The following is a 21,507-nucleotide window of genomic DNA, read 5'->3' as shown; positions in this document are numbered from 1 at the left end:
TAATTTTTTTTTAAAATATTAAATATACACTACTAAAAAATTAGTAAAACATTTAAATAAAATAATTATATATTTAATTAATAGTAAGAAAATTTATTTTTTTTATGTAAAGTTACATCATGAACACCTTTTATATTTGGAAAATTATTTAATATTTCTTTTTCGATCCAATTCTTTAAAGTTTGTTTACTCATTATACATCCTTGACAACCACCATGGAATTCTAATAATACAATATGATTTACAGTAATATTTTTTAATATAACTGAACCTCCATGATTTAATAATTTAGGATTAATTATATTTTCTAAAAATATGTTAATATTATTTTTTAAATGATTTATACTATTAGTATTTTGTATATTTTTATTTAAAACGATAAAATCTATTTTTTTAGATAAATTATGTTGAATTATATCTATTTTAATATTTTCTAAAAAAATAAAACTATTTTTTTCTATAAATATTTTTAGTTTATGAAAATTTAATTTAATATCATCTTTTTTTATTGTCGTAATATTACAAAAGGTAACTTTTCCTTTAAATATATTTTTTTTAAAAAAAACTGAAATTTTAATAAATGTATTTTTATTTTTTTTAGATAATAATTCTAAAAAATATTCTTGAGCTAATTTTGTAATTTGTAACATAATAAATTTAATTTTTACAATATTTATATTAAATAATAAGTATTTTTTTTAAAAAAACAATATTATTTACATAAAATATCTTTTAAAAAAAAATATTTAAAATATTTATTTTTTATTATAAAATAAATATAAATCTATTATTTAATTATTTAATTCATAATATATATGAGAAATAATATATGCAACCAATGCTTAATATTGCTATACGTATAATTCGTAATATTGGTAATATAATTGTTAAAAATTATGAAATTCATAATATTAATATACATTATAATAATAATTATTATGATAATAATGTTTTTATAAAAAAAATTCATAAAAATTTAAATAATATGATTACTAGAACATTTTATAATATATATGCACAAAATATTGTTATTGTATGTAAAAAAAATTTTTTAATTTTTAATTATAAAAAAACTGTATGGATTATAAATCCTTTAGATGGGATTATGAATTATTTTAAAAAATTACCTCATTTTTCAATATCTATTGCTATTTGTATAAAAGAAAAAACAATAATTTCTTTAATATATGATCCTTTTAAAAATGATTTATTTACAGCTATAAGAGGTCGAAATGCTCAATTAAATGGCTATAAATTACGTTGTAATAATTATATAAAGCAAAAAAATTTATTATTTGCTTTAAATAATAGCTATTTTTTTTCTAATAAACAAAATATTAATTTAAATTATTTATTTAAAAATAATTTAATTTCATTAAGAATTAGTGGTTGTATATCTTTAGATTTAGCATATTTAGCTGCAAATAGAATTGATTGTTATATAAATAACAATGTAAAAAATTTTTATTATTTACTTGCCGGAGAGTTAATAATTCAAGAAGCTGGAGGATTAATAACTGATTTTATTGGTAATTATAATTATAAAAATTCTTCAAATATATTAGTTACTAATTCCATTATTAGAAAATTAATAATATCTAAATCTTAAAATTTGTTTTATAAAATATAATTAATTTTATTAAAATTAAAATATTTTATTATTAATAAAAAATATATTTTAAATTATAAAAATTATAAATTTTGGATATATAATAATGATTATAAAAAGTATAAAAAATGAAATAATACTTCAATTACAACCTATATATTTTAAAATTAATGATAATAATCAATCTAAAATAGAAAAAATAATAAATCATTTAGAAATTATTATTGTAAGCGATAATTTTATCAAACAATCATTAATTACTCGTCATAAATTAATATATCATATTATAGGAAATAGAATAAATAATATACATTCACTTTCATTATATACTTATACATTAAGTGAATGGCAAAAAATTAAAAAAAATAAAATTTTGTAAAATTATAAAATTATTTTTTATTAAAGGATAATAATGTTATATAAAAAAAATAATCAAATTATGAAAAATCATTATTTTAATACAATCCCAATTGTAATTGAAAATACTCCTCAAGGAGAACGATCATATGATATTTTTTCTAGACTTTTAAAAGAACGTATTATTTTTCTTACAGGTCCTATTGAAGATAATATGGCTAATTTAATAGTTGCTCAAATTTTATTTTTAGATTCAGAAGATTCAAATAAAGATATTTTTATTTATATAAATAGTCCTGGAGGTGTTATTACATCAGGAATGTCTATTTATGACACTATACAATTTGTAAAACCAGATGTTAGTACTTTGTGTATAGGACAAGCATGTTCCATGGCTGCTTTTTTATTAGCTTCTGGTAAAAAAAATAAAAGATTTTGTTTACCTAATGCTAGAATAATGATACATCAACCTATAGGAAATTATCAAGGACAAGTAACTGATATTGAAATTCAAACTCAAGAAATTTTAAGAATTAAAAATTATATAAATAAACTTATGTCATTACATACAGGAAAGTCTATTGAAACTATTGAAAAAGATACAAATAGAGATAAATTTTTATCAGCTAATGAAGCAATAAAATATGGTTTAGTAGATGATATTATTTGTAATAAAAAATAATAGTTATTTTAACTATAAAAATATAGATTTAAAATTATAAAATATATTATCATAAATAATGAATGAGGTTTGTAATGACAAATAATAAGGAGATTTTTAATAAAATTTTATGTTGTTCTTTTTGTAAAAGAAATCAAAATGAAATTAATAAACTTATATCAGAAAATAATTCTATATTTATTTGTGACAAATGTATTATATTATATAGTAATATTTTACAAAAAAAAGATCAAAACAAATTTAAAAATATTTTTAATAATACAAAAATAAATTTATTAACACCACATAAAATTTTTAATTATTTAAATGATTATATTATTAGTCAAACAAAAGCTAAAAAAATACTTGCAGTATCAGTATATAATCATTATAAAAAATTAAATTTTTATGTGGAACATTGTTCTATAATAGAAAAAAGTAATATTCTTTTACTAGGTCCTTCTGGAAGTGGTAAAACATTATTAGCTGAAACATTAGCACGTTTTCTTAATGTACCTTTTGTTATTACAGATGCTACTACTTTGACAGAAGCTGGTTATGTTGGTGAAGATGTTGAAAATATTATTCAAAAGCTATTACAAAATGCTAATTATAATATAGAAAAAACAGAACATGGAATAGTATATATTGATGAGATTGATAAAATTGCACGTAAATCAGAAAATATTTCTATAACTAGAGATGTTTCTGGAGAAGGGGTCCAACAAGCTTTATTAAAATTAATTGAAGGTACAATAGCTTCTATTCCACCACTAGGTGGACGCAAACATCCTCAACAGGAATTTATTAAAATAAATACTAAAAATATTTTATTTATTTGTGCAGGATCTTTTTATGGTTTAGAAAATATAATTTTAAATAGACTTAATCATACTGGAAGTATAGGATTCCATACAAAAGTAAATAATAATCAAAATAAAATTTTAAATAAATATAATATTTTAAAAAAAGTATTACCTGAAGATTTAATAAAATTTGGATTAATACCTGAATTTATAGGACGTTTGCCAATTATAACAGCATTAAAAGAATTAAATGAAGAACAACTAGTAAAAATTTTATTAAAACCTAAAAATTCTCTTATTAAACAATATCAAATTTTATTTGAATATGAAAACATTAAATTAGAATTTGATAATAATGCTATAAAAGCAATAGTAAAAAAAGCCATGATGTTAAATATCGGAGCAAGAGGATTAAGATCCATTTTAGAAAAATCATTGTTAAATATAATGTATAATACACCTTCAATGAAAAATATTTATAAAATAAAAATTAATAATAAAGTAATTAATAACTTATCTAATCCTATTTTTGAATACAAAAAAAATTAATTATTATTTTATAATAATTAATTTTTTTATATATAAATCATATATTTTAAATATTTTATGATACTAAAGAGAGAAATTTATGAATTCTAAGAATTCAGAACATGTTATAATTTCAGTTTTACCATTACGTGATGTAGTTGTATATCCTCATATGATAATTCCCTTATTTATTGGAAGAGAAAAATCTATTCGTTGTTTAGAAGCTGCTATGAATAAAGATAAAAAAGTTATGTTAGTAGCACAAAAAGAAGCATCTAATGATAATCCTAATATTAACGATTTATTTAATGTAGGTACAATTACATCTATATTACAAATGTTAAAATTACCAGATGGTACTATAAAAATTTTAGTAGAAGGTTTAAATAGAGCAAAAATAGTAACCTTATCAAATAATGAAAATTATTTTACTGCACAAATAAAATATTTATCTTCTCCAATTTTAAAAATTAAAGAACAAAAAGTATTAGTAAGAACAGCAATTAATCAATTTGAAAATTATATTAAGCTAAATAAAAAAATTCCTCCAGAAGTTTTAAGTTCTTTAAATAATATTGAAGATGCTGCTAAATTAGCTGATACTATTGCTGCTCATATGCCTTTAAAATTACCTAATAAACAATTAATATTAGAAATGTCTAATGTTGATGAAAGACTAGAATATTTAATGGCTATAATGGAATCTGAAATTGATTTATTACAGGTAGAAAAAAAAATTCGTAATAGAGTAAAAAAACAAATGGAAAAAAGTCAAAGGGAATATTATTTAAATGAACAAATGAAAGCTATACAAAAAGAATTAGGAGAAATAGATGATCATCTTGATGAAAATGAAATTTTCAAACAAAAAATAGAATTAATAAAGATGCCAAAAGAAGTAAAAGAAAAAATATTTTCTGAGTTAAAAAAATTAAAAATGATGTCTCCTATATCAGCAGAAGCAACAGTTGTTAGAGGATATATAGAATGGATAATACAAATTCCATGGAATATAAAAAGTAGATTAAAAAAAGATTTATGTAAAGCAAAAAAAATATTAGATCAAGATCATTATGGATTAGAATCTGTTAAAGAACATATTTTAGAATATTTAGCAGTTCAAAATAGATCTAATAAAATTAGAGGTCCTATTTTATGTTTAGTAGGTCCTCCTGGTGTAGGAAAAACTTCATTAGGAAAATCTATAGCTAGAGCTACAGGTCGGAAATTTATTAAAATAGCATTAGGAGGTATTAGAGATGAAGGAGAAATAAGAGGACATCGTAGAACATATATTGGTTCAATGCCGGGAAAAATTATACAAAAAATAGTTAAAGCAGGTGTAAAAAATCCATTATTATTATTAGATGAAATAGATAAAATATCATATGACATGAGGGGAGACCCAGCATCAGCATTATTAGAAGTATTAGATCCAGAACAAAATATTGCATTTAATGATCATTATCTTGAAATAGATTATGATTTATCAGCAGTTATGTTTGTTGCAACCTCAAATTCTTCTATGCATATACCTCTTCCTTTATTAGATAGAATGGAAGTTATTAAAATTTCTGGTTATACAGAAGATGAAAAATTAAGTATAGCTAAAAAATATTTATTACCTAAACAAATTAATCGTAATGCTTTAAAAGAAAAAGAATTAATTATAAATGATAAAATAATTATTGATATAATCAGATATTATACTAGAGAATCAGGTGTTAGGGGTTTAGAAAGAGAATTGTCTACATTATGTAGAAAAACAGTAAAAACTATTTTAATAGAACAAAATATTAAATCTATAAAAATAGATAATACAAATTTAAAAAATTATTTAGGTGTTCAAAAATTTGATTATGGTAAAGCAGAAAATGAAAATTTAATTGGTCAGGTTACTGGGTTAGCATGGACAGAAGTTGGTGGAGAATTATTAACTATTGAAACTGTATGTATACCTGGCAAAGGAAAACTAACATATACAGGATCTTTAGGTGAAGTAATGCAAGAATCTATACAAACAGCTTTAACTGTAGTAAAAGCAAGAACAAAAAAATTAAATATTAATACTGAATTTTATCAAAATATAGATATTCATGTCCATGCCTTAGAAGGAGCAACTCCTAAAGACGGGCCTAGCGCAGGGATATCTATATGTACTGCTCTAGTTTCTAGTTTAACTAATAATCCTGTAAAAGCTAATGTTGCTATGACTGGAGAAATTACTTTAAGAGGACAAATATTAGCTATTGGGGGATTAAAAGAAAAATTACTAGCTGCTCATAGAGGAGGAATTAATATTGTTCTTATTCCAGAACAAAATAAAAGAAATTTAGAAGATATACCTAAAAATATTGTTACAGATTTAAAAATTTTAACAGTAAAAAATATTGAAGAAGTATTATTACTAGCTTTACAAAATAAACCGTTTTAATAATTAAAAATGATTTTATTTAATAAAAGTATACTTTTATGTTACAAAAAATAATTAATTTAACTAAAAAACTTGTCAAATGTCCTTCTATTAGTCCTTTTGATGCAGGATGTCAAAATATTTTAATTGAAATACTTAAAAAATTAAAATTCCATATTGATTTAATCAATATTAAAGATACAAATAATTTTTGGGCAATTCATAACTTTAAATATAAAAATATATATAATACTCTGGTCTTTGCAGGTCATACTGATGTTGTCCCACCTGGAAATATAAAAAAATGGCAATTTGATCCTTTTAAACCTATTATATACAAAAATATTTTATATGGTAGAGGAGTTTGTGATATGAAAGGAGCTTTAGCTGCAATGATTTTTGCGGCTAAAAAATTTATTTTAAATTATCCTTATTATCACGGTTGTTTAGCTTTTGTTATTACTTCAGATGAAGAAAGTAATGCAAAAAATGGGACTATAAAAGTTATTCAAAAATTATTAATAAATAAAGAAAAAATAGATTTTTGTATTATAGGAGAACCTACAAGTAATAAAATTATTGGAGATAATATTAAAAATGGAAGAAGAGGATCTTTAAATGTTCAATTAGAAATTATAGGCATACAAGGACATGTAGCATATCATAAGTTAGCTAAAAATCCTATTCATATGGTAATCCCTTTACTAAATGAATTAATTTTAAAAAAATGGAGTAAAAATAATAGTTTATTTCCTGAAACTAGTATGCAAATTACAAAAATTAAGTCTAATATAGAAAATGATAATATAATTCCAGGAAATATTATAATTTATATAAATTTTCGTTTTAATAATGAAACAAATCATCAAAATATTTTAAAAAAATTAAATAATATTATTAAAAAATATATTTTAAATTTTAAAATAAAATGGGAATTATCTGGAAATTTTTTTTTAAGCAATCAATACTATAAAAATAAAAAAAAAAATTTAATAAATATAGTCAAGAAAAGTATTTATTCTATTAATAATTTTAATCCAACATTAATTAATAATGGAGGTACTTCTGATGGTCGTTTTATTATAAAAACAGGAGCACAAATTATTGAATTAGGTTTAAATAATTCAACTATTCATAAAATTAATGAACATGTTCATGTTAATGATTTATATATTTTATATAAAATATATTATCAGATAATAAAAAATATTTTTTTAACTTAATAAAAAAAATAATTTAATATTGTTTAAGAAATAAATTTTGTATTAATAATGTTAATATTATATTTATTATAAATTAATATTTTTTCTGGTTTTTTTAATCCTTTAAAAATACAATTTTTAAAAAAAACATTATCTACAATAGATTTTTTAAATGTATTAATATTAAATACTTGTAAACAATTTTCTGCATTTATATCAGAAATAAAAATATTTTTAACAATAGGTATAAAGTTACCCTTATCTCCTTCATCATATAAGTAATTTATATTAAAAAAATTATTTTGAATAAATTTAATATTTATATTTTTAATATAAATATTATTTATATTTCCTCCTCGTTCTGCATTATTTTTAATTTTAAAAAAAGATTGAATTGTATCATTAATAGTACAATTTTCTATAAAAATATTTTTTATTCCACCTGAACACTCACTTCCTAATGTAATAGCACCATGTCCATTATACATTTGACATTTTTTTATTATAATATTTTTGGAAGGAACATTTATTTTTCTTCCATCATTATTTGTTCCTGATTTTATTGCTATACAATCATCTCCTGTATAAAAAATATTATTTTTAATTAAAACATTATTACAAGATTCAGGATTGCACCCGTCATTATTAGGTCCTAAACTATTAATTTTAATATTTTGAATAATAACATTTTTACTCAAAACTGGATTTATTTCCCACATAGGAGAATTAATAATATTAATATCTGAAATAAAAATATTCTTGCACAAATATAATTGAATAAAATTTGGTCTAAGAAAATGATTAATACCAAAAACCCTATTTTTAATAGGGATATTATTTTTATTCATATCTTTAAGTATTTTAACATCATTATTTTGTAAATGATTACCATTTATATCATTTTTCCAAGACCACCAATTATAAAAATTAGCTTGTCCATCTAATGTACCTTTACCTGTTATAGCAATATTTTTTTGGTTATAAGCATAAATTAATGAAACATAGTTAATACATTCTGTTCCCTCCCATCTAGTAAATACATTATAATATTTATTAGGATCAGTATAAAATTTTAATATAGTATCATTTTGCAAATGTAAATTGACATTACTTTTTAAAATAATTGTACTTGTATAAAATTCTCCATTAGGAATAATAACAATTCCACCTCCGTTACTATGACAATCACTAATTGCATTATTTATAGCATATGAAATATCATTTTTTTTATTAAAAAATTTTATATATTCTATAACAAAATATTTTTTTTTGTTAAAAAATGGAATTTTTATCTGATCTAAAATATAATTTTTTTTTTTAGAATTATACATAATTTATTTATATAAATTAATATATTTAATTAAATATATTATAATTGTAAATAAAATAATAATATTTGATATTAATCATTTTTTACTAAAAAATATTTATATTAATAAAAAATTAAACTTTTAGTTTAATAAAAATTTTTTGTATTGATAATATCTGTTGCTGTTCCTGTATATACTTCTGCTGCTATACCAATAGATTCGTAAAAAGTAGGATGTGCATGCATAGTTAATGAAATATCTTCTATATCACATCCCATTTCAATTGCTAAACTTATTTCTCCTAATAATTCTCCTGCATTATATCCAACAATACTTCCTCCTATAATTCTATTAGAATCTTTTTCTATAATTAATTTTGTTAAACCATTTTCTGCATTAGAAGATATAGCTCTTCCTAATCCTTTCCAAGAAAAAATAGAACTCTTATAATTTAAATTATTTTTTATTGCATTTTTTTCTGTTATTCCTATCCAAGCTATTTCTGGATGAGTATAAGCAATAGATGGAATTACTTTAGGAACAAAATAATGTTTTTTACCTGAAATTACTTCTGCAGCTAAACGTCCTTCATGTATTCCTTTATGAGCTAACATAGGATATCCAGTAACATCTCCTACTGCATATATATTAGATATATTAGTTCTCATTTGATTATCTACATTAATAAATCCAGAATTATTAATTAAAATCTTATTAAATTTTTTATTTATAAAATTAGAATTAGGTTTTCTACCAATTGCAACAAGAATTATATCATATTGTTTTGAATAAATTGATTTATGATTATCACTGGTCATTTGTACTTGTAATAAATCATGATTAATATTTACTGATATAATTTCAGTTCCTAGTATAAAATTAAATTTATTTTTTATATTTTTTTTATAAACATCAATAATATCATTATCTACTTCTGATAAAAAAGTATTCGAAATATCTACTATATCTATTTTAGAACCAAAAGATTGATAAATTGTTGCCATTTCTAAACCAATAATTCCACTTCCTATAATCATCATTTTTTTAGGAATTTTTTTTAATTTTAATGCATCTGTAGAATTCCAAATTCTTTTATCTTCATAGGGAAGACATGGTAAAATTATTGGTTGAGATCCAGTTGCTATTATTGCATTTTTAAATAAAATTTGTAAATTATTATTATTGTTAATGACATTTAAACAATTTTCTGTTTCTAAAAAACTCATACCATTTATAATATTAATATTACGTTTTTTTGCTAAAAAATGTAATCCATTAGTTAATTTATTAATTACATCTTGTTTCCAACTTAAAATATTATTTAAATTTATTTTAATATTATTATTAAATATACCTTTTTGAAAAAAAAAATTTTGTTCTTTTATAATCTTAGCTATATTTAATAATGTTTTAGATGGTATGCAACCTACATTTAAACAAACTCCACCTAAATTTTTAAAATTTTCTACTATTATGGTTTTTAACCCTAAATCACTACAACGAAAAGCTGCAGCATATCCTGCAGGACCTCCACCAATTACAACTACTTCAGTTTTTATTGTATTATTCATATTAGTCTCTATTATTAATAATTTTTATTATATATGATATTTTTTTAAAAAATTATATTAATAAATTTCTAATATCAGATATTAAAAAACAAATATAATTTAAAAAATTAATACCTTCTACTCCATTAATGACACGATGATCATATGATAAAGATAATGGTAACATAAGTTTTGGTAAAAATTTATTTTCTTCCCATATAGGTTTTATACTAGCTTGTGAAATTCCTAAAATTGCTACTTCTGGAGAATTAATTATAGGTGTAAAAAAACTTCCTTTAAATTGACCAAGATTAGATATTGTAAAACATCCTCCTTGCATATCATTTGGATGAAGTTTGTTATTTTTTGCTTTATAAGAAAGATTAATTATTATTTGAGATAAATCATTAATATTTTTATTTAAAACATCAAAAATTACTGGAACTAATAAACCTTGTTTTGTATTAATAGCTATACCAATATTAAAATATTTCTTTATGATTAAAGTATTATTATTTTGTGATAAAGAAGAATTAAAATTAGGATATTTTTTTAAAGCATATGCACAAATTTTAATTATAAAACTTAATAAAGTTAATTTGATATTTTTTTGTTGTTGATTAAAATATTTATTTTTTTCAACTCTAAATTTTTCTAAATCAGTAATATCAGTTTCTATATGTTGTGTAACATGAGGAATGTTTTTCCAATAATTAGATAAATTTTTACTAGAAATTTTTTGTATATTATTTAAATTAATTTCTTCACAATCACCAAATTTTTTATAAACAAAAAGTAAATTTTGAATATCATCATTTTTTAAATTATTTTTATTTTTAATATATTTTAAAATATCTTCTTTAAGAATTCTATTTTTTAATCCACTTGGTTTAATTTCTTTTAAATCAATATTAAATTTTCTTGCCATTTTTCTTATAATAGGAGAGGCATGTATATATGTTTGTATATTATTTTTTAAATTTTTTTTTTTAATAAATGTTTTTACTATATTTTGTTTCCCTTCTTTAAGGGAAGGATTAATGTACATAAATATATCATTTTTATATATATAATCATTAATTTTAACATTAATTTTATAAATAAAACCTGAACATGTAGAAGCTATTTCAAATGTATTTACATTATTATTAATAATAATTAAAGTTTGATTTTCTATAAAAAAATCATTTTTTTTTACTAAAATATCAAAAATTTTCATTTTATTAATACCAATGTCGGGAATAATTAATTTTTTAAATTTTAATTCTTTTAGATCTAATATTTCTTTATTATTTTTAATAATATTATTATTTTGATTATTTAATAATTCTAAGATAATATCTCCTTTATGAATTATATCACCTATAGATATTAAAATTTTTTTAATTATACCTTCATGATTAGAAGGTATTTCTATCGAAGTTTTATCACTTTCTACTGTAATAATTGATTGTTCTTTTTTAATAATATCTCCTTCTTTAACTAAAATATCAGTTACTTTCATTTCTTTTATTCCTGTATCAGGAAGTATTATTTTTGTATACATATTTACCTTTAGGAATTTCTCGGATTATTTTTATTAATATCAATATTATTTTTTTTAATAAAATGTAAAATTAATTTTAAATTAATAAATTTTAAATCAAATAATATATTTAGTATAGTTAATACTATATATATTTCATTAATTTCAAAAAAATCACGTAAATTTTTTCTACTATCAGAACGACCAAATCCATCTGTTCCTAATACAAAATAATTATTTGTTGGTATATATTTACGAATTTGTTCTGCAAAAATTTTCATGTAATCTGTAGCAGCTACTGTTGGATAATTTTTCATTATACTTGTAATGTATGGAATACGACGTTTTTCACAAGGATGTAATAAATTCCAATGATCACAATCTTGTCCTTCTCTAGCAACTTCAGTAAAAGAAGTAACACTAAAAATATCTGAATTAATATTATATTCTTGATATAATATACTTGCAGCTTTAAACATGTTACGTAATATTGCACCAGAACCTAATAATTGAACAGTTATTTTATTTTTATTATTATTTATAGAAGTAAGTTTATATATACCTTTACAAATACCATATTCATGTAATGAATTTATAGATGGCATATCATAATTTTCATTCATAGTAGTAATATAATAATAGATATTTTCTTGTTTTTCTCCATACATTCTTTGTATGCCATTATTAATAATAACAGCTAATTCATAAGCATAAGTAGGATCATATGATATACAATTAGGAATTGTTAAAGAATAAACATGACTATGGCCATCTTCATGCTGTAATCCTTCCCCATTTAAAGTAGTACGTCCTGAAGTTGCCCCAATTAAAAAACCTCTTGCTTGTTGGTCTCCTGCTGCCCAACAAAAATCTCCAATCCTTTGAAAACCGAACATGGAATAATAAATATAAAATGGTATCATGGGAAAATTATTAGTTGAATAAGAAGTAGCAGCTGCTAACCATGATGCAAAAGCTCCAGATTCATTTATTCCTTCTTGTATAATTTGTCCTTTTATATCTTCTTTATAATATGTAAATAATGATTTATCTTGTGGAGTATATTGTAATCCATTTGAATTATATATTCCTATTTGTCTAAATAATCCTTCCATACCAAATGTACGTGCCTCATCAGCTATGATAGGAACTATTCTATTATTAATATTTTTATTTCTTAATAAGATATTTAATATCCGTAAAAATGCAATTGTTGTAGATATTTTTTCTTGCTGTTTTAATAAAATTTTAAAATCATTTAAATTAGGTAATATTAATTTTTCTGTAAAATTAATTCTTCTATATGGAATATATCCACCTAATTTTTTACGTTGATTATGTAGATAATTATATTCTAATGAATTTTTACTAAAAGTAATATAAGGTAATTTATATAAATCTTTATCGTTTATAGGAATATTTAAATTATTACGTATATATTTTATTGTATTAATATCAATTTTTTTGATTTGATGAGCAATATTTTTACTTTCAGCTATTTCTCCTAAACCAAATCCTTTGATTGTATGAAATAATATAACTATAGGTTTATCATGAATAAGATATGCTTTTTTAAAAGCTGTGTAAATTTTTTTTGGATCATGACCACCATATTTTAATTTTTCTATATCTTTATCAGTAAAATTTTTAACTAAATCTAATGTTTCTGGAAATTTTCCAAAAAAATTTTTTCGGATATAAGATCCATTTTTAGAATTAAAATTTTGAAAATCTCCATCTGAAGTATTGTTAATTAATTCAATTAATTTACCAGTTTTATCTTTAATTAATAAATTTTCCCAACTATTTCCCCATATAACTTTTATAACTTCCCATCCTGATCCTTGAAAAATATTTTCTAATTCATTAATAATTTTGCCATTACCATATACAGGACCATCTAATCTTTGTAAGTTACAATTTATAACAAAAATTAAATTATTTAATTTTTCTCTTGAAGCAATATTTAGAACTCCTTTAGATTCTGGTTCATCCATTTCACCATCTCCTAAAAATGCAAAAATTTTTCTATTTTTAGTTTTATATAATTCTCTATTTTCTAAATATTTAAGAAATTTAGCTTGATAAATTGCAGCTATTGGTCCAAGCCCCATAGATACAGTAGGAAATTGCCAAAAATTAGGCATTAGTTTAGGATGTGGATAAGAAGATAATCCTTTACCTGATATTTCTTGACGAAAATTATCTAGATGATAAACATTTATTCTTCCTTCTAAAAAAGATCTAGCATAAATTCCTGGTGAAATATGTCCTTGAAAATAAATAATATCTCCATTATTTTTATCACTAGATGCTTTAAAAATATGATTAAAACAAACTTCATAAATATATGAAGAAGATTGATAAGATGCAATATGACCACCTAAATCTAAATTTTTTTTAGAAGTTCTTAAAATAATCATTATTGCATTCCATCTAATAAAAGACCTAATTTTTTTCTCTAATATCAGATTTCCAGGATATGTTAATTCTTCTTCTTTAGAAAAAGAGTTAACATAATTTTTATTATTATAATTTAAAATAGTTCCATCTTTATTAAGATGTGTTAATGTTGTTTTTATTAAAAATTTAGCTCTTTCAATGCCTTCTTCTTTTATGACAGAATCTATTGATTGTATCCAATCATTGGTTTCAATTGGATCCACGTCATTATAATATAATAGATACTTATCTGACATGGTCATTATTCCTTATTGTAATGAAAAATTATAAAATATTATTAAAATTATAATTTAAAATTTGTAATTATATTTATTAAAATTTAAATGTAAATAAATTATTATTATTTTATAAATTTTAATAATTTTTATTAGATTAATAAAATAAATTTTAAAAAAAAATTTTTAAAAATTTATCATTGTTGTTATATCACCTTTTTTTTGTAACCATTTACGACGATCTTCTGATCTTTTTTTAGCTAATAACATATCCATTATTGAAAACGTTTTATTAATTTCTTTTTCGTTATTATTAATAACTAATTGTACTAGTCTACGACTAGTAGGATTAAAGGTTGTTTCTCTTAATTGAGTTGGATTCATTTCACCTAATCCTTTAAATCTTTGTATATTTATTTTTTGTTTATTATTTTTATAATTATATTGTTTTAATATTTTTATTTTTTCATTTTCATTTAAAGCATAAAAAATTTGTTTATCTAAATCTATACGATATAGAGGAGGCATGGCTACATAAATATGTCCATTTTTTACTAATGGTAAAAAATGTTTTATAAATAAAGCACATAATAAAGTAGCAATGTGTAATCCATCTGAATCTGCATCTGATAAAATACAAATTTTATTGTATCTTAATTTTTTTAAATCTTCATTATTAGGATAAATACCTATAGCTAAAGAAATATCATATATTTCTTGTGAAGATAAAATTTCTTCAGAATTTACTTCCCAAGTATTTAAAATTTTTCCTTTTAATGGCATAACAGCTTGAAAATTTTTATTTCGTGCTTGTTTTGCTGATCCTCCCGCAGAATCTCCTTCTACTAAAAAAAGTTCTGTTTGTTCTGTATTATGGAAAATACAATCTGATAACTTACCAGGTAATATTGAACTTGTATTATAATTTTTTTTTTTAATAAATTTTTTAGATGCTCTAATACGTTTCTGTGCATTAACTATAAAAATATCAATAAGAAGCATTCCTATTTTAAAATTTTGATTTAACCATAAAATAAAAGCATCTCTTACTATATTTGCTACAAAAATAGTACATTGTCTAGAAGCCAGACGTTCTTTTGTTTGTCCTGTAAATTGAGGATCTTGAATTTTTACAGATAAAACATATGAACATTTATCCCAAATATCTTCTCCTAAGAGTTTTATATTTCTAGGTAACATATTATGAAAATTACAAAAATGACGTATTGCATCTAATAAACCTAAACGTAATCCATTAACATGTGTTCCCCCAGAAGTAGTAGGAATTAAATTAACATAACTTTCTGTAATAAAATTATGATTATTTTCTAATACCCAAAATAATGCCCAATTTAATTGTTTTATATCATCAATATATGTTCCTATAAAAGGAGTATTAGGGATAGTATTAATATTTTTTATTGAATTAGTTAAATATTCTAATAAACCATTTTTATAATTCCAACAGTAATTATCTTCAGTATTTTTATTTTTAAAATATACAGTTAAACCTGAACATAAAACTGCTTTAGCTTTTAATAAATTTATTAAATGAGTACTTAAAAAAGTATGATGTTCAAAAAAATATTTATTTGGCCAAAATCTAATTTTTGTTCCTGTTTTTTGTTGGTTTAAATTTTTACAAAATTTAAGATTTTGAATTTTATACCCATTTTCAAAAATAATTGTATAAATTTTTTTTTGTCGAAAAATACTTACTTCCATTCTTTTCGATAATGCATTAACAACAGAAATACCAACACCGTGTAAACCACCAGAAAAATTATAATTTTTATTAGAGAATTTTCCTCCTGCATGTAAACGACTTAAAATAAGTTCAATAGCAGGAATACCTTCTTGAGAATGTATATCAATAGGCATTCCTCTCCCATCATCAATAACTTCTAATGATTGATCTTGATATAAAGTTACAAAAATATTATTAGCATATCCAGCTAATGCTTCATCTACACTATTATCTATTACTTCTTGCGCTAAATGATTAGGTCTAGTAAGATCTGTATACATTCCTGGACGACGTCTTACTGGATCTAAACCCTCTAAAACTTCTATAGAATCTGCGTTGTATTGATTTAAATGGTTCATTTTTTATTAATTATATAATAATTTTATATTTTAAATATAAAAAAAATCCATTTTTAGTCAATTAGTTTTAATCATTTTTTTATTATTTATCTAACATGCTTAATAAATAATCATATCAAATAAATTTTTATATGTTTTTATTTTCTTTACTTAAAGTTATAAAAATAGTTAAAATACATGAAAATAATATTCCTATTAACCATATTAAGTACCACATGTTTTATCCATTGTTCATTAATAATAAAAATTAGATTTTTTTTTAATTTCTTTTTTATTAATACTAAAAAACATTTTTTTATAACACCAGATAGTATACATCAAAATAATAGGCATAAATATAATAACTATATAAAACATTATTGTTAATGTTAATGTACTTGATGTAGAATTCCAAATAGTTAAACTTTGCATAGATTTTATACTTGAAGGAATAATAAAAGGAAAAATTATAATTCCTACAGTTATAACAATACTAATAATATTTAATATTGAACAAACAAAAGTAACTATTAATTTTTTATATATAGATGATAATATCATTAATAAAGAAAAAATTATACTTAATAAAGGTATTATATACAAATATGTATTTTTTCTAAAATTATTAATCCATGCATATTTTTCATAAGTAATATTACTATTATTTATAAGAAAATTATCTATATTACTATTAGATAGTAATGAATGAATTTTATAACCTTTTGTATACATTGTAATATTAATAAATGATAATATAAAAAAAACTATTAATAATATAGAAAATAATTTTAAAATTATATTTAATCGATAATTTATATTGTTTTCTTTAACTCTTATTTGTAAATAAGATGCAGCATGATTAATAAAAATTATTATTATAGTTGAACTAATTAATATACTAGATAAATTAAATAAATCTAAAAAATATCCTTTAGAAAAAATATGATAATATTTATCCACCCAAAATGGAATACCTTTAAATATATTACCTAATATTATACCAAAAATGAAAGGAGGTATAAAACTTCCTATTGATATAAATATATCACAAATTTTTTGCCATATTTTATTTTTAATTTTAGAACGATATTCAAATCCTATAGGACGTAAAAATAAAGATATTAATAATAATATTATTGGAATATAAAGACAAGAAAATATTGTTGCATAAACGATAGGCCATGCTGCAAATAAAGCAGCAGCAGTTGTAATTAACCATACTTGATTGCCATCCCAATGAGGAGCAATAGTATTTATCATAATTCTACGTTCAATATTATTTTTTCCAACGATAAATAATAATATACCTACTCCCATATCTAATCCATTAGTAATTATAGAACCTGTCATTAATACACTAATTATAAGTGACCAAATTATACACAAAATTTTATGATTTAACATTAAAATAACCTAATTTATTTTTTTATGTAAAACATTTTTTTGTAATTTTTTTTCAAAAAAATATTTACCAGTACCTAAAATACTAGGTCCTATACTAGATATTTTATATATTAAAAATAATTCTATTATTAATAAAATAGTATAAAAAATAGAAATTACAATTATTGAAAATAATACTTCTATTAATTGTAATGAAGACCCAGCCATATATGTTGGTAATATTTCTTTAATAGCCCATGGTTGTCTACCATATTCAGCAACAAACCACCCAGATTCAGATGCAATCCATGGTAATGGAATTGAATATAAACATATTTTTAATAAATATATTTTTTTTTCAATATTATTTTTTATAATACTAAATATAAAAACTAACGTTAATATAATAAATATTAGTATACTGGATAATACCATAATTCTAAAAGAAAAAAATAAAGGACTTACTAATGGTATGGATTTTTTAGCTACCTTTTTAATTTGAGTATAATTTATATTATTAATATTTTTATAATATTGTTTAATTAAAAATCCATATCCTAAAAATTTTTTATTTTTATTAAAAATTTTTATATTATCTAATTGTAAATTCCCATTTTTAATTTTTTCAAGAGCAATTAAGGCTTTTAAACCATTTTTAATTTTTAATTCGTTTTCTTTAATTAAATCTTTTATACCTAAAACAGGTAAATTAAAAGATCTTGTAGCTATTATACCTAATAAATAAGGAATTTTTATAGAATATTTGTTTAATTGTTTTTTTTGATTAGGAAAACTTATTAAATTAAATGATGTTGGAGGTTTATGTGTATCCCATTCTGCTTCAATAGCAGCTAATTTAATTTTTTGTGTATTACCTAATTGATATCCTGATTCATCTCCTAAAATTATTACAGATAGAATAGAAATTAAACCAAAACAAGAAGCAATAACAATAGATTTTTTTGCAAATTTAATATCTCTTTTTTTTAAAAGATAGTAAGAACTAATTCCAATAATAAACATTGAGCCTGTTGTATATCCAGCTGTTATAGTATGTACAAATTTAACTTGTGCTGTAGAATTTAAAATTAAATGCCAAAAATTATTTATTTCCATACGCATGTTATGATAGTTAAAAAAGGATGAAATTGGATTTTGCATCCATCCATTAGCAATTAAAATCCAGAGAGCAGAAAGATTAGAACCTATAGCAACACACCATGTTACAAATAAATGTTGTATTTTATTTAAACGATCCCATCCTAGAAAAAATAAACCAACAAATGTGGATTCCAAAAAAAACGCCATTAAACCTTCTATAGCTAATGGTGCTCCAAAAATATCACCAACATAATGTGAATAATACGCCCAATTTGTTCCAAATTGGAATTCCATTGTTAACCCTGTAACTATTCCTAATGCAAAATTAATACCAAATAATTTACCCCAAAATTTAGTCATATCTCTATATATTTTCTTTTTAGATAAAATATATATTGTTTCCATAATAGCTATTAAAAAAGATAATCCTAATGTTAATGGTACGAATAAAAAATGATACATTGCTGTTAATGCAAATTGTAATCTTGATAAGTCAATAATATTTAACATTATTAATCCTTGTTTAATTTGAATATTATTATTTATTTTATTATTTTATCCAAATATTTATATACATTTTTTTAAAAAAATTAAAGTTTATAAAAATAAACACATAGGATCTTCTAAAAATGTTTTTACTAACATTAAAAAACCTATAGCATCTTTACCATCTATTAAACGATGGTCATATGATAAAGCTAAATACATCATAGGCATAATACATATTTTATGATTTATAACAATAGGTCTTTCTTTAATAGAATGCATTCCTAAAATAGCACTTTGTGGTGGATTTATAATTGGAGTTGACATTAAAGATCCAAAAACACCCCCATTTGTAATGGTAAAAGTTCCACTTTTTAAATCTTCAAGAGATAATTGATTATGATTATTTTTTTTAACTAATTCTTTTATTTTTCTTTCAATATTTAATAATGATAATTGATCAGTATTATATATAATAGGAGTTATTAGACCTCTTTTTGTTGCAATAGCAATATTAATGTTATAACATTTATTATAGATAATATTGTCTTCATTAATAAATGCATTAATTTCTTTAAATGATTTTAATGCTTTAGTAACAGCTTTAATATGAAAAGAAGTAAATCCTAATTTTAAATCATAATTTTTTAATATAAAATTTTTATAATTATTTTTTATATCAATAATTTTTTTCATATTAACTTCATTAAAAGTTGTTAACATAACGGTATTTTTTTTAGAATCCATTAATTTATTAGAAATATATTTTCTAATTGGACTCATTTTTTTTATTTCAAAATTATTTGTTTTATAAAATTTTTCTTTGTTTTTTTTAATTTTATTAAAATTTTTCAAATTTATATCATTTAATTTTTTATTTAAAACATCATTTAATTTAAAATTATTTTTTTTTATTTTTCTTCTTATTGAAGGACTATAATTATTTAATTTATCAAAAAATGATATTTGATTATTTATAGTATTATTAAAACTATTTTTATTTTTTACTATATTTTTATCATTTTCTATTTTATTTTTTAAATTTTTATTTATTTTTAATAAACCAATAATTTGTTGTGATTGTACTTTTTCTCCTTTATTAACTAAAATTTTTTCTAAAATACCATTAATTGTTGATGGTATTTCTAATACTATTTTATCTGTTTCTAGTTCTAGAAGAATATCATCAATATTTACTATTTCACCTGGTTTTTTATACCATTGAATAATTATTGCATTATTTATTGATTCGGGTAATTCAGGAACAATAATATTAATACTATCCATTTTTTATCCTTATAAACTCATTTTTTATTTTAAATGTTGAAAACAGAGAATATTATTTTTTGTTGTTGTTTTTTATGAATACTAAAATGTCCTGTAGAAGGAGATGAAGATGATTTTCTTCCTATATAACTAATATTTAAATTTAATTTATTTTTAAAATAATTTTGGATATATATCCATGCTCCTTGGTTTTTAGGTTCTTCCTGACACCAAAAAAAATTATTTATTTTTAAATATTTTATAATTATTTTTTTTATATTATTATATGGAAATGGATATAATTGTTCTATTCTAATTAAAATTATGTTTTTTTCTTTTACAGAATTTCTATATTCTAATAAATCATAATATATTTTACCTGAACAAAAAATAATACGTTTAATATTCTCTATATTAATTTTTTTATCTAATTCATCTATAACAGTTTTAAACTTATTTACAAAATATTTCAATGATGAACATGCTAAAGTATGTCTTAGAAGAGATTTAGGCGTAAATATAACAAGTGGTTTTTTTACATAATTAA

At 20.6% G+C, this 21,507-nt stretch carries 16 protein-coding genes and 1 pseudogene; 6 read left to right on the top strand and 11 right to left on the bottom strand.

Annotated features, from left to right (window positions below; all coding sequences use genetic code 11):
* Positions 1–77: 77 nt before the first annotated feature.
* Positions 78–650 carry a NifU family protein gene (locus tag GJT95_RS01065; protein WP_169785940.1) on the bottom strand — a complete coding sequence of 191 codons (573 nt, stop codon included), beginning with the start codon at positions 648–650 and terminating at the stop codon, positions 78–80.
* 179 nt (positions 651–829) lie between these two features.
* Between GJT95_RS01065 and GJT95_RS01060 the strand changes: the two genes are divergently transcribed.
* The 6 genes from GJT95_RS01060 (at position 830) to dapE (ending at position 7,597) form a co-directional block, all read left to right on the top strand.
* Positions 830–1,609: an inositol monophosphatase family protein gene (locus GJT95_RS01060; RefSeq protein ID WP_169785939.1), complete on the top strand. Its 780-nt coding sequence runs from the start codon at positions 830–832 to the stop codon at positions 1,607–1,609.
* Between the two features lie 106 nt (positions 1,610–1,715).
* Positions 1,716–1,988 (top strand): BolA/IbaG family iron-sulfur metabolism protein, encoded by a 273-nt coding sequence (locus GJT95_RS01055; RefSeq protein WP_169785938.1) that lies wholly within the window; start codon positions 1,716–1,718, stop codon positions 1,986–1,988.
* 60 nt (positions 1,989–2,048) lie between these two features.
* On the top strand, positions 2,049–2,648 hold the full coding sequence (gene clpP, locus GJT95_RS01050; protein WP_246225743.1) for an ATP-dependent Clp endopeptidase proteolytic subunit ClpP: 600 nt from the start codon (positions 2,049–2,051) through the stop codon (positions 2,646–2,648).
* A gap of 74 nt (positions 2,649–2,722) precedes the next feature.
* Positions 2,723–3,982: an ATP-dependent Clp protease ATP-binding subunit ClpX gene (gene clpX, locus GJT95_RS01045; protein WP_169785936.1), complete on the top strand. Its 1,260-nt coding sequence runs from the start codon at positions 2,723–2,725 to the stop codon at positions 3,980–3,982.
* A gap of 79 nt (positions 3,983–4,061) precedes the next feature.
* Positions 4,062–6,395, top strand: coding sequence for an endopeptidase La (gene lon, locus GJT95_RS01040; RefSeq protein WP_169785935.1), 2,334 nt, complete (start codon positions 4,062–4,064; stop codon positions 6,393–6,395).
* A 38-nt stretch (positions 6,396–6,433) separates the two neighbouring features.
* Positions 6,434–7,597 (top strand): succinyl-diaminopimelate desuccinylase, encoded by a 1,164-nt coding sequence (dapE, locus tag GJT95_RS01035; protein WP_169785934.1) that lies wholly within the window; start codon positions 6,434–6,436, stop codon positions 7,595–7,597.
* 23 nt (positions 7,598–7,620) lie between these two features.
* Here dapE and GJT95_RS01030 read toward each other — a convergent pair whose 3' ends face one another.
* From GJT95_RS01030 to GJT95_RS00985, 10 genes and pseudogenes are all read right to left on the bottom strand, one after another.
* Positions 7,621–8,907, bottom strand: coding sequence for a glycoside hydrolase family 28 protein (locus GJT95_RS01030; protein WP_169785933.1), 1,287 nt, complete (start codon positions 8,905–8,907; stop codon positions 7,621–7,623).
* Between the two features lie 125 nt (positions 8,908–9,032).
* Positions 9,033–10,457, bottom strand: a complete 1,425-nt coding sequence (gene lpdA / locus GJT95_RS01025; protein WP_169785932.1) for a dihydrolipoyl dehydrogenase — start codon at positions 10,455–10,457, stop codon at positions 9,033–9,035.
* 52 nt (positions 10,458–10,509) lie between these two features.
* Positions 10,510–11,982 carry a 2-oxo acid dehydrogenase subunit E2 gene (locus GJT95_RS01020; protein ID WP_169785931.1) on the bottom strand — a complete coding sequence of 491 codons (1,473 nt, stop codon included), beginning with the start codon at positions 11,980–11,982 and terminating at the stop codon, positions 10,510–10,512.
* 8 nt (positions 11,983–11,990) lie between these two features.
* Positions 11,991–14,660, bottom strand: coding sequence for a pyruvate dehydrogenase (acetyl-transferring), homodimeric type (gene aceE / locus GJT95_RS01015; protein WP_169785930.1), 2,670 nt, complete (start codon positions 14,658–14,660; stop codon positions 11,991–11,993).
* A 165-nt stretch (positions 14,661–14,825) separates the two neighbouring features.
* On the bottom strand, positions 14,826–16,745 hold the full coding sequence (gene parE, locus GJT95_RS01010; protein ID WP_169785929.1) for a DNA topoisomerase IV subunit B: 1,920 nt from the start codon (positions 16,743–16,745) through the stop codon (positions 14,826–14,828).
* A gap of 127 nt (positions 16,746–16,872) precedes the next feature.
* A complete protein-coding gene (locus tag GJT95_RS01005) occupies positions 16,873–16,962 on the bottom strand; it encodes a cytochrome bd oxidase small subunit, CydX/CbdX family (protein WP_169785928.1) in 90 nt (29 codons plus the stop codon).
* Positions 16,963–16,979: 17 nt separating this feature from the next.
* Positions 16,980–18,128, bottom strand: coding sequence for a cytochrome d ubiquinol oxidase subunit II (cydB, locus tag GJT95_RS01000; RefSeq protein WP_169785927.1), 1,149 nt, complete (start codon positions 18,126–18,128; stop codon positions 16,980–16,982).
* A 9-nt stretch (positions 18,129–18,137) separates the two neighbouring features.
* Positions 18,138–19,718: a cytochrome ubiquinol oxidase subunit I gene (locus tag GJT95_RS00995; RefSeq protein ID WP_169785926.1), complete on the bottom strand. Its 1,581-nt coding sequence runs from the start codon at positions 19,716–19,718 to the stop codon at positions 18,138–18,140.
* An 87-nt stretch (positions 19,719–19,805) separates the two neighbouring features.
* A complete protein-coding gene (gene sucB, locus GJT95_RS00990) occupies positions 19,806–20,981 on the bottom strand; it encodes a dihydrolipoyllysine-residue succinyltransferase (protein ID WP_169785925.1) in 1,176 nt (391 codons plus the stop codon).
* Between the two features lie 29 nt (positions 20,982–21,010).
* A pseudogene (locus GJT95_RS00985) lies at positions 21,011–21,507 on the bottom strand (2-oxoglutarate dehydrogenase E1 component); the annotation flags it as partial.

Origin of the sequence: Enterobacteriaceae endosymbiont of Donacia crassipes (assembly GCF_012569785.1) — a bacterium.
Taxonomy (GTDB): Bacteria; Pseudomonadota; Gammaproteobacteria; order Enterobacterales; family Enterobacteriaceae.
This window is presented reverse-complemented; position numbering and strand designations above follow the sequence as displayed.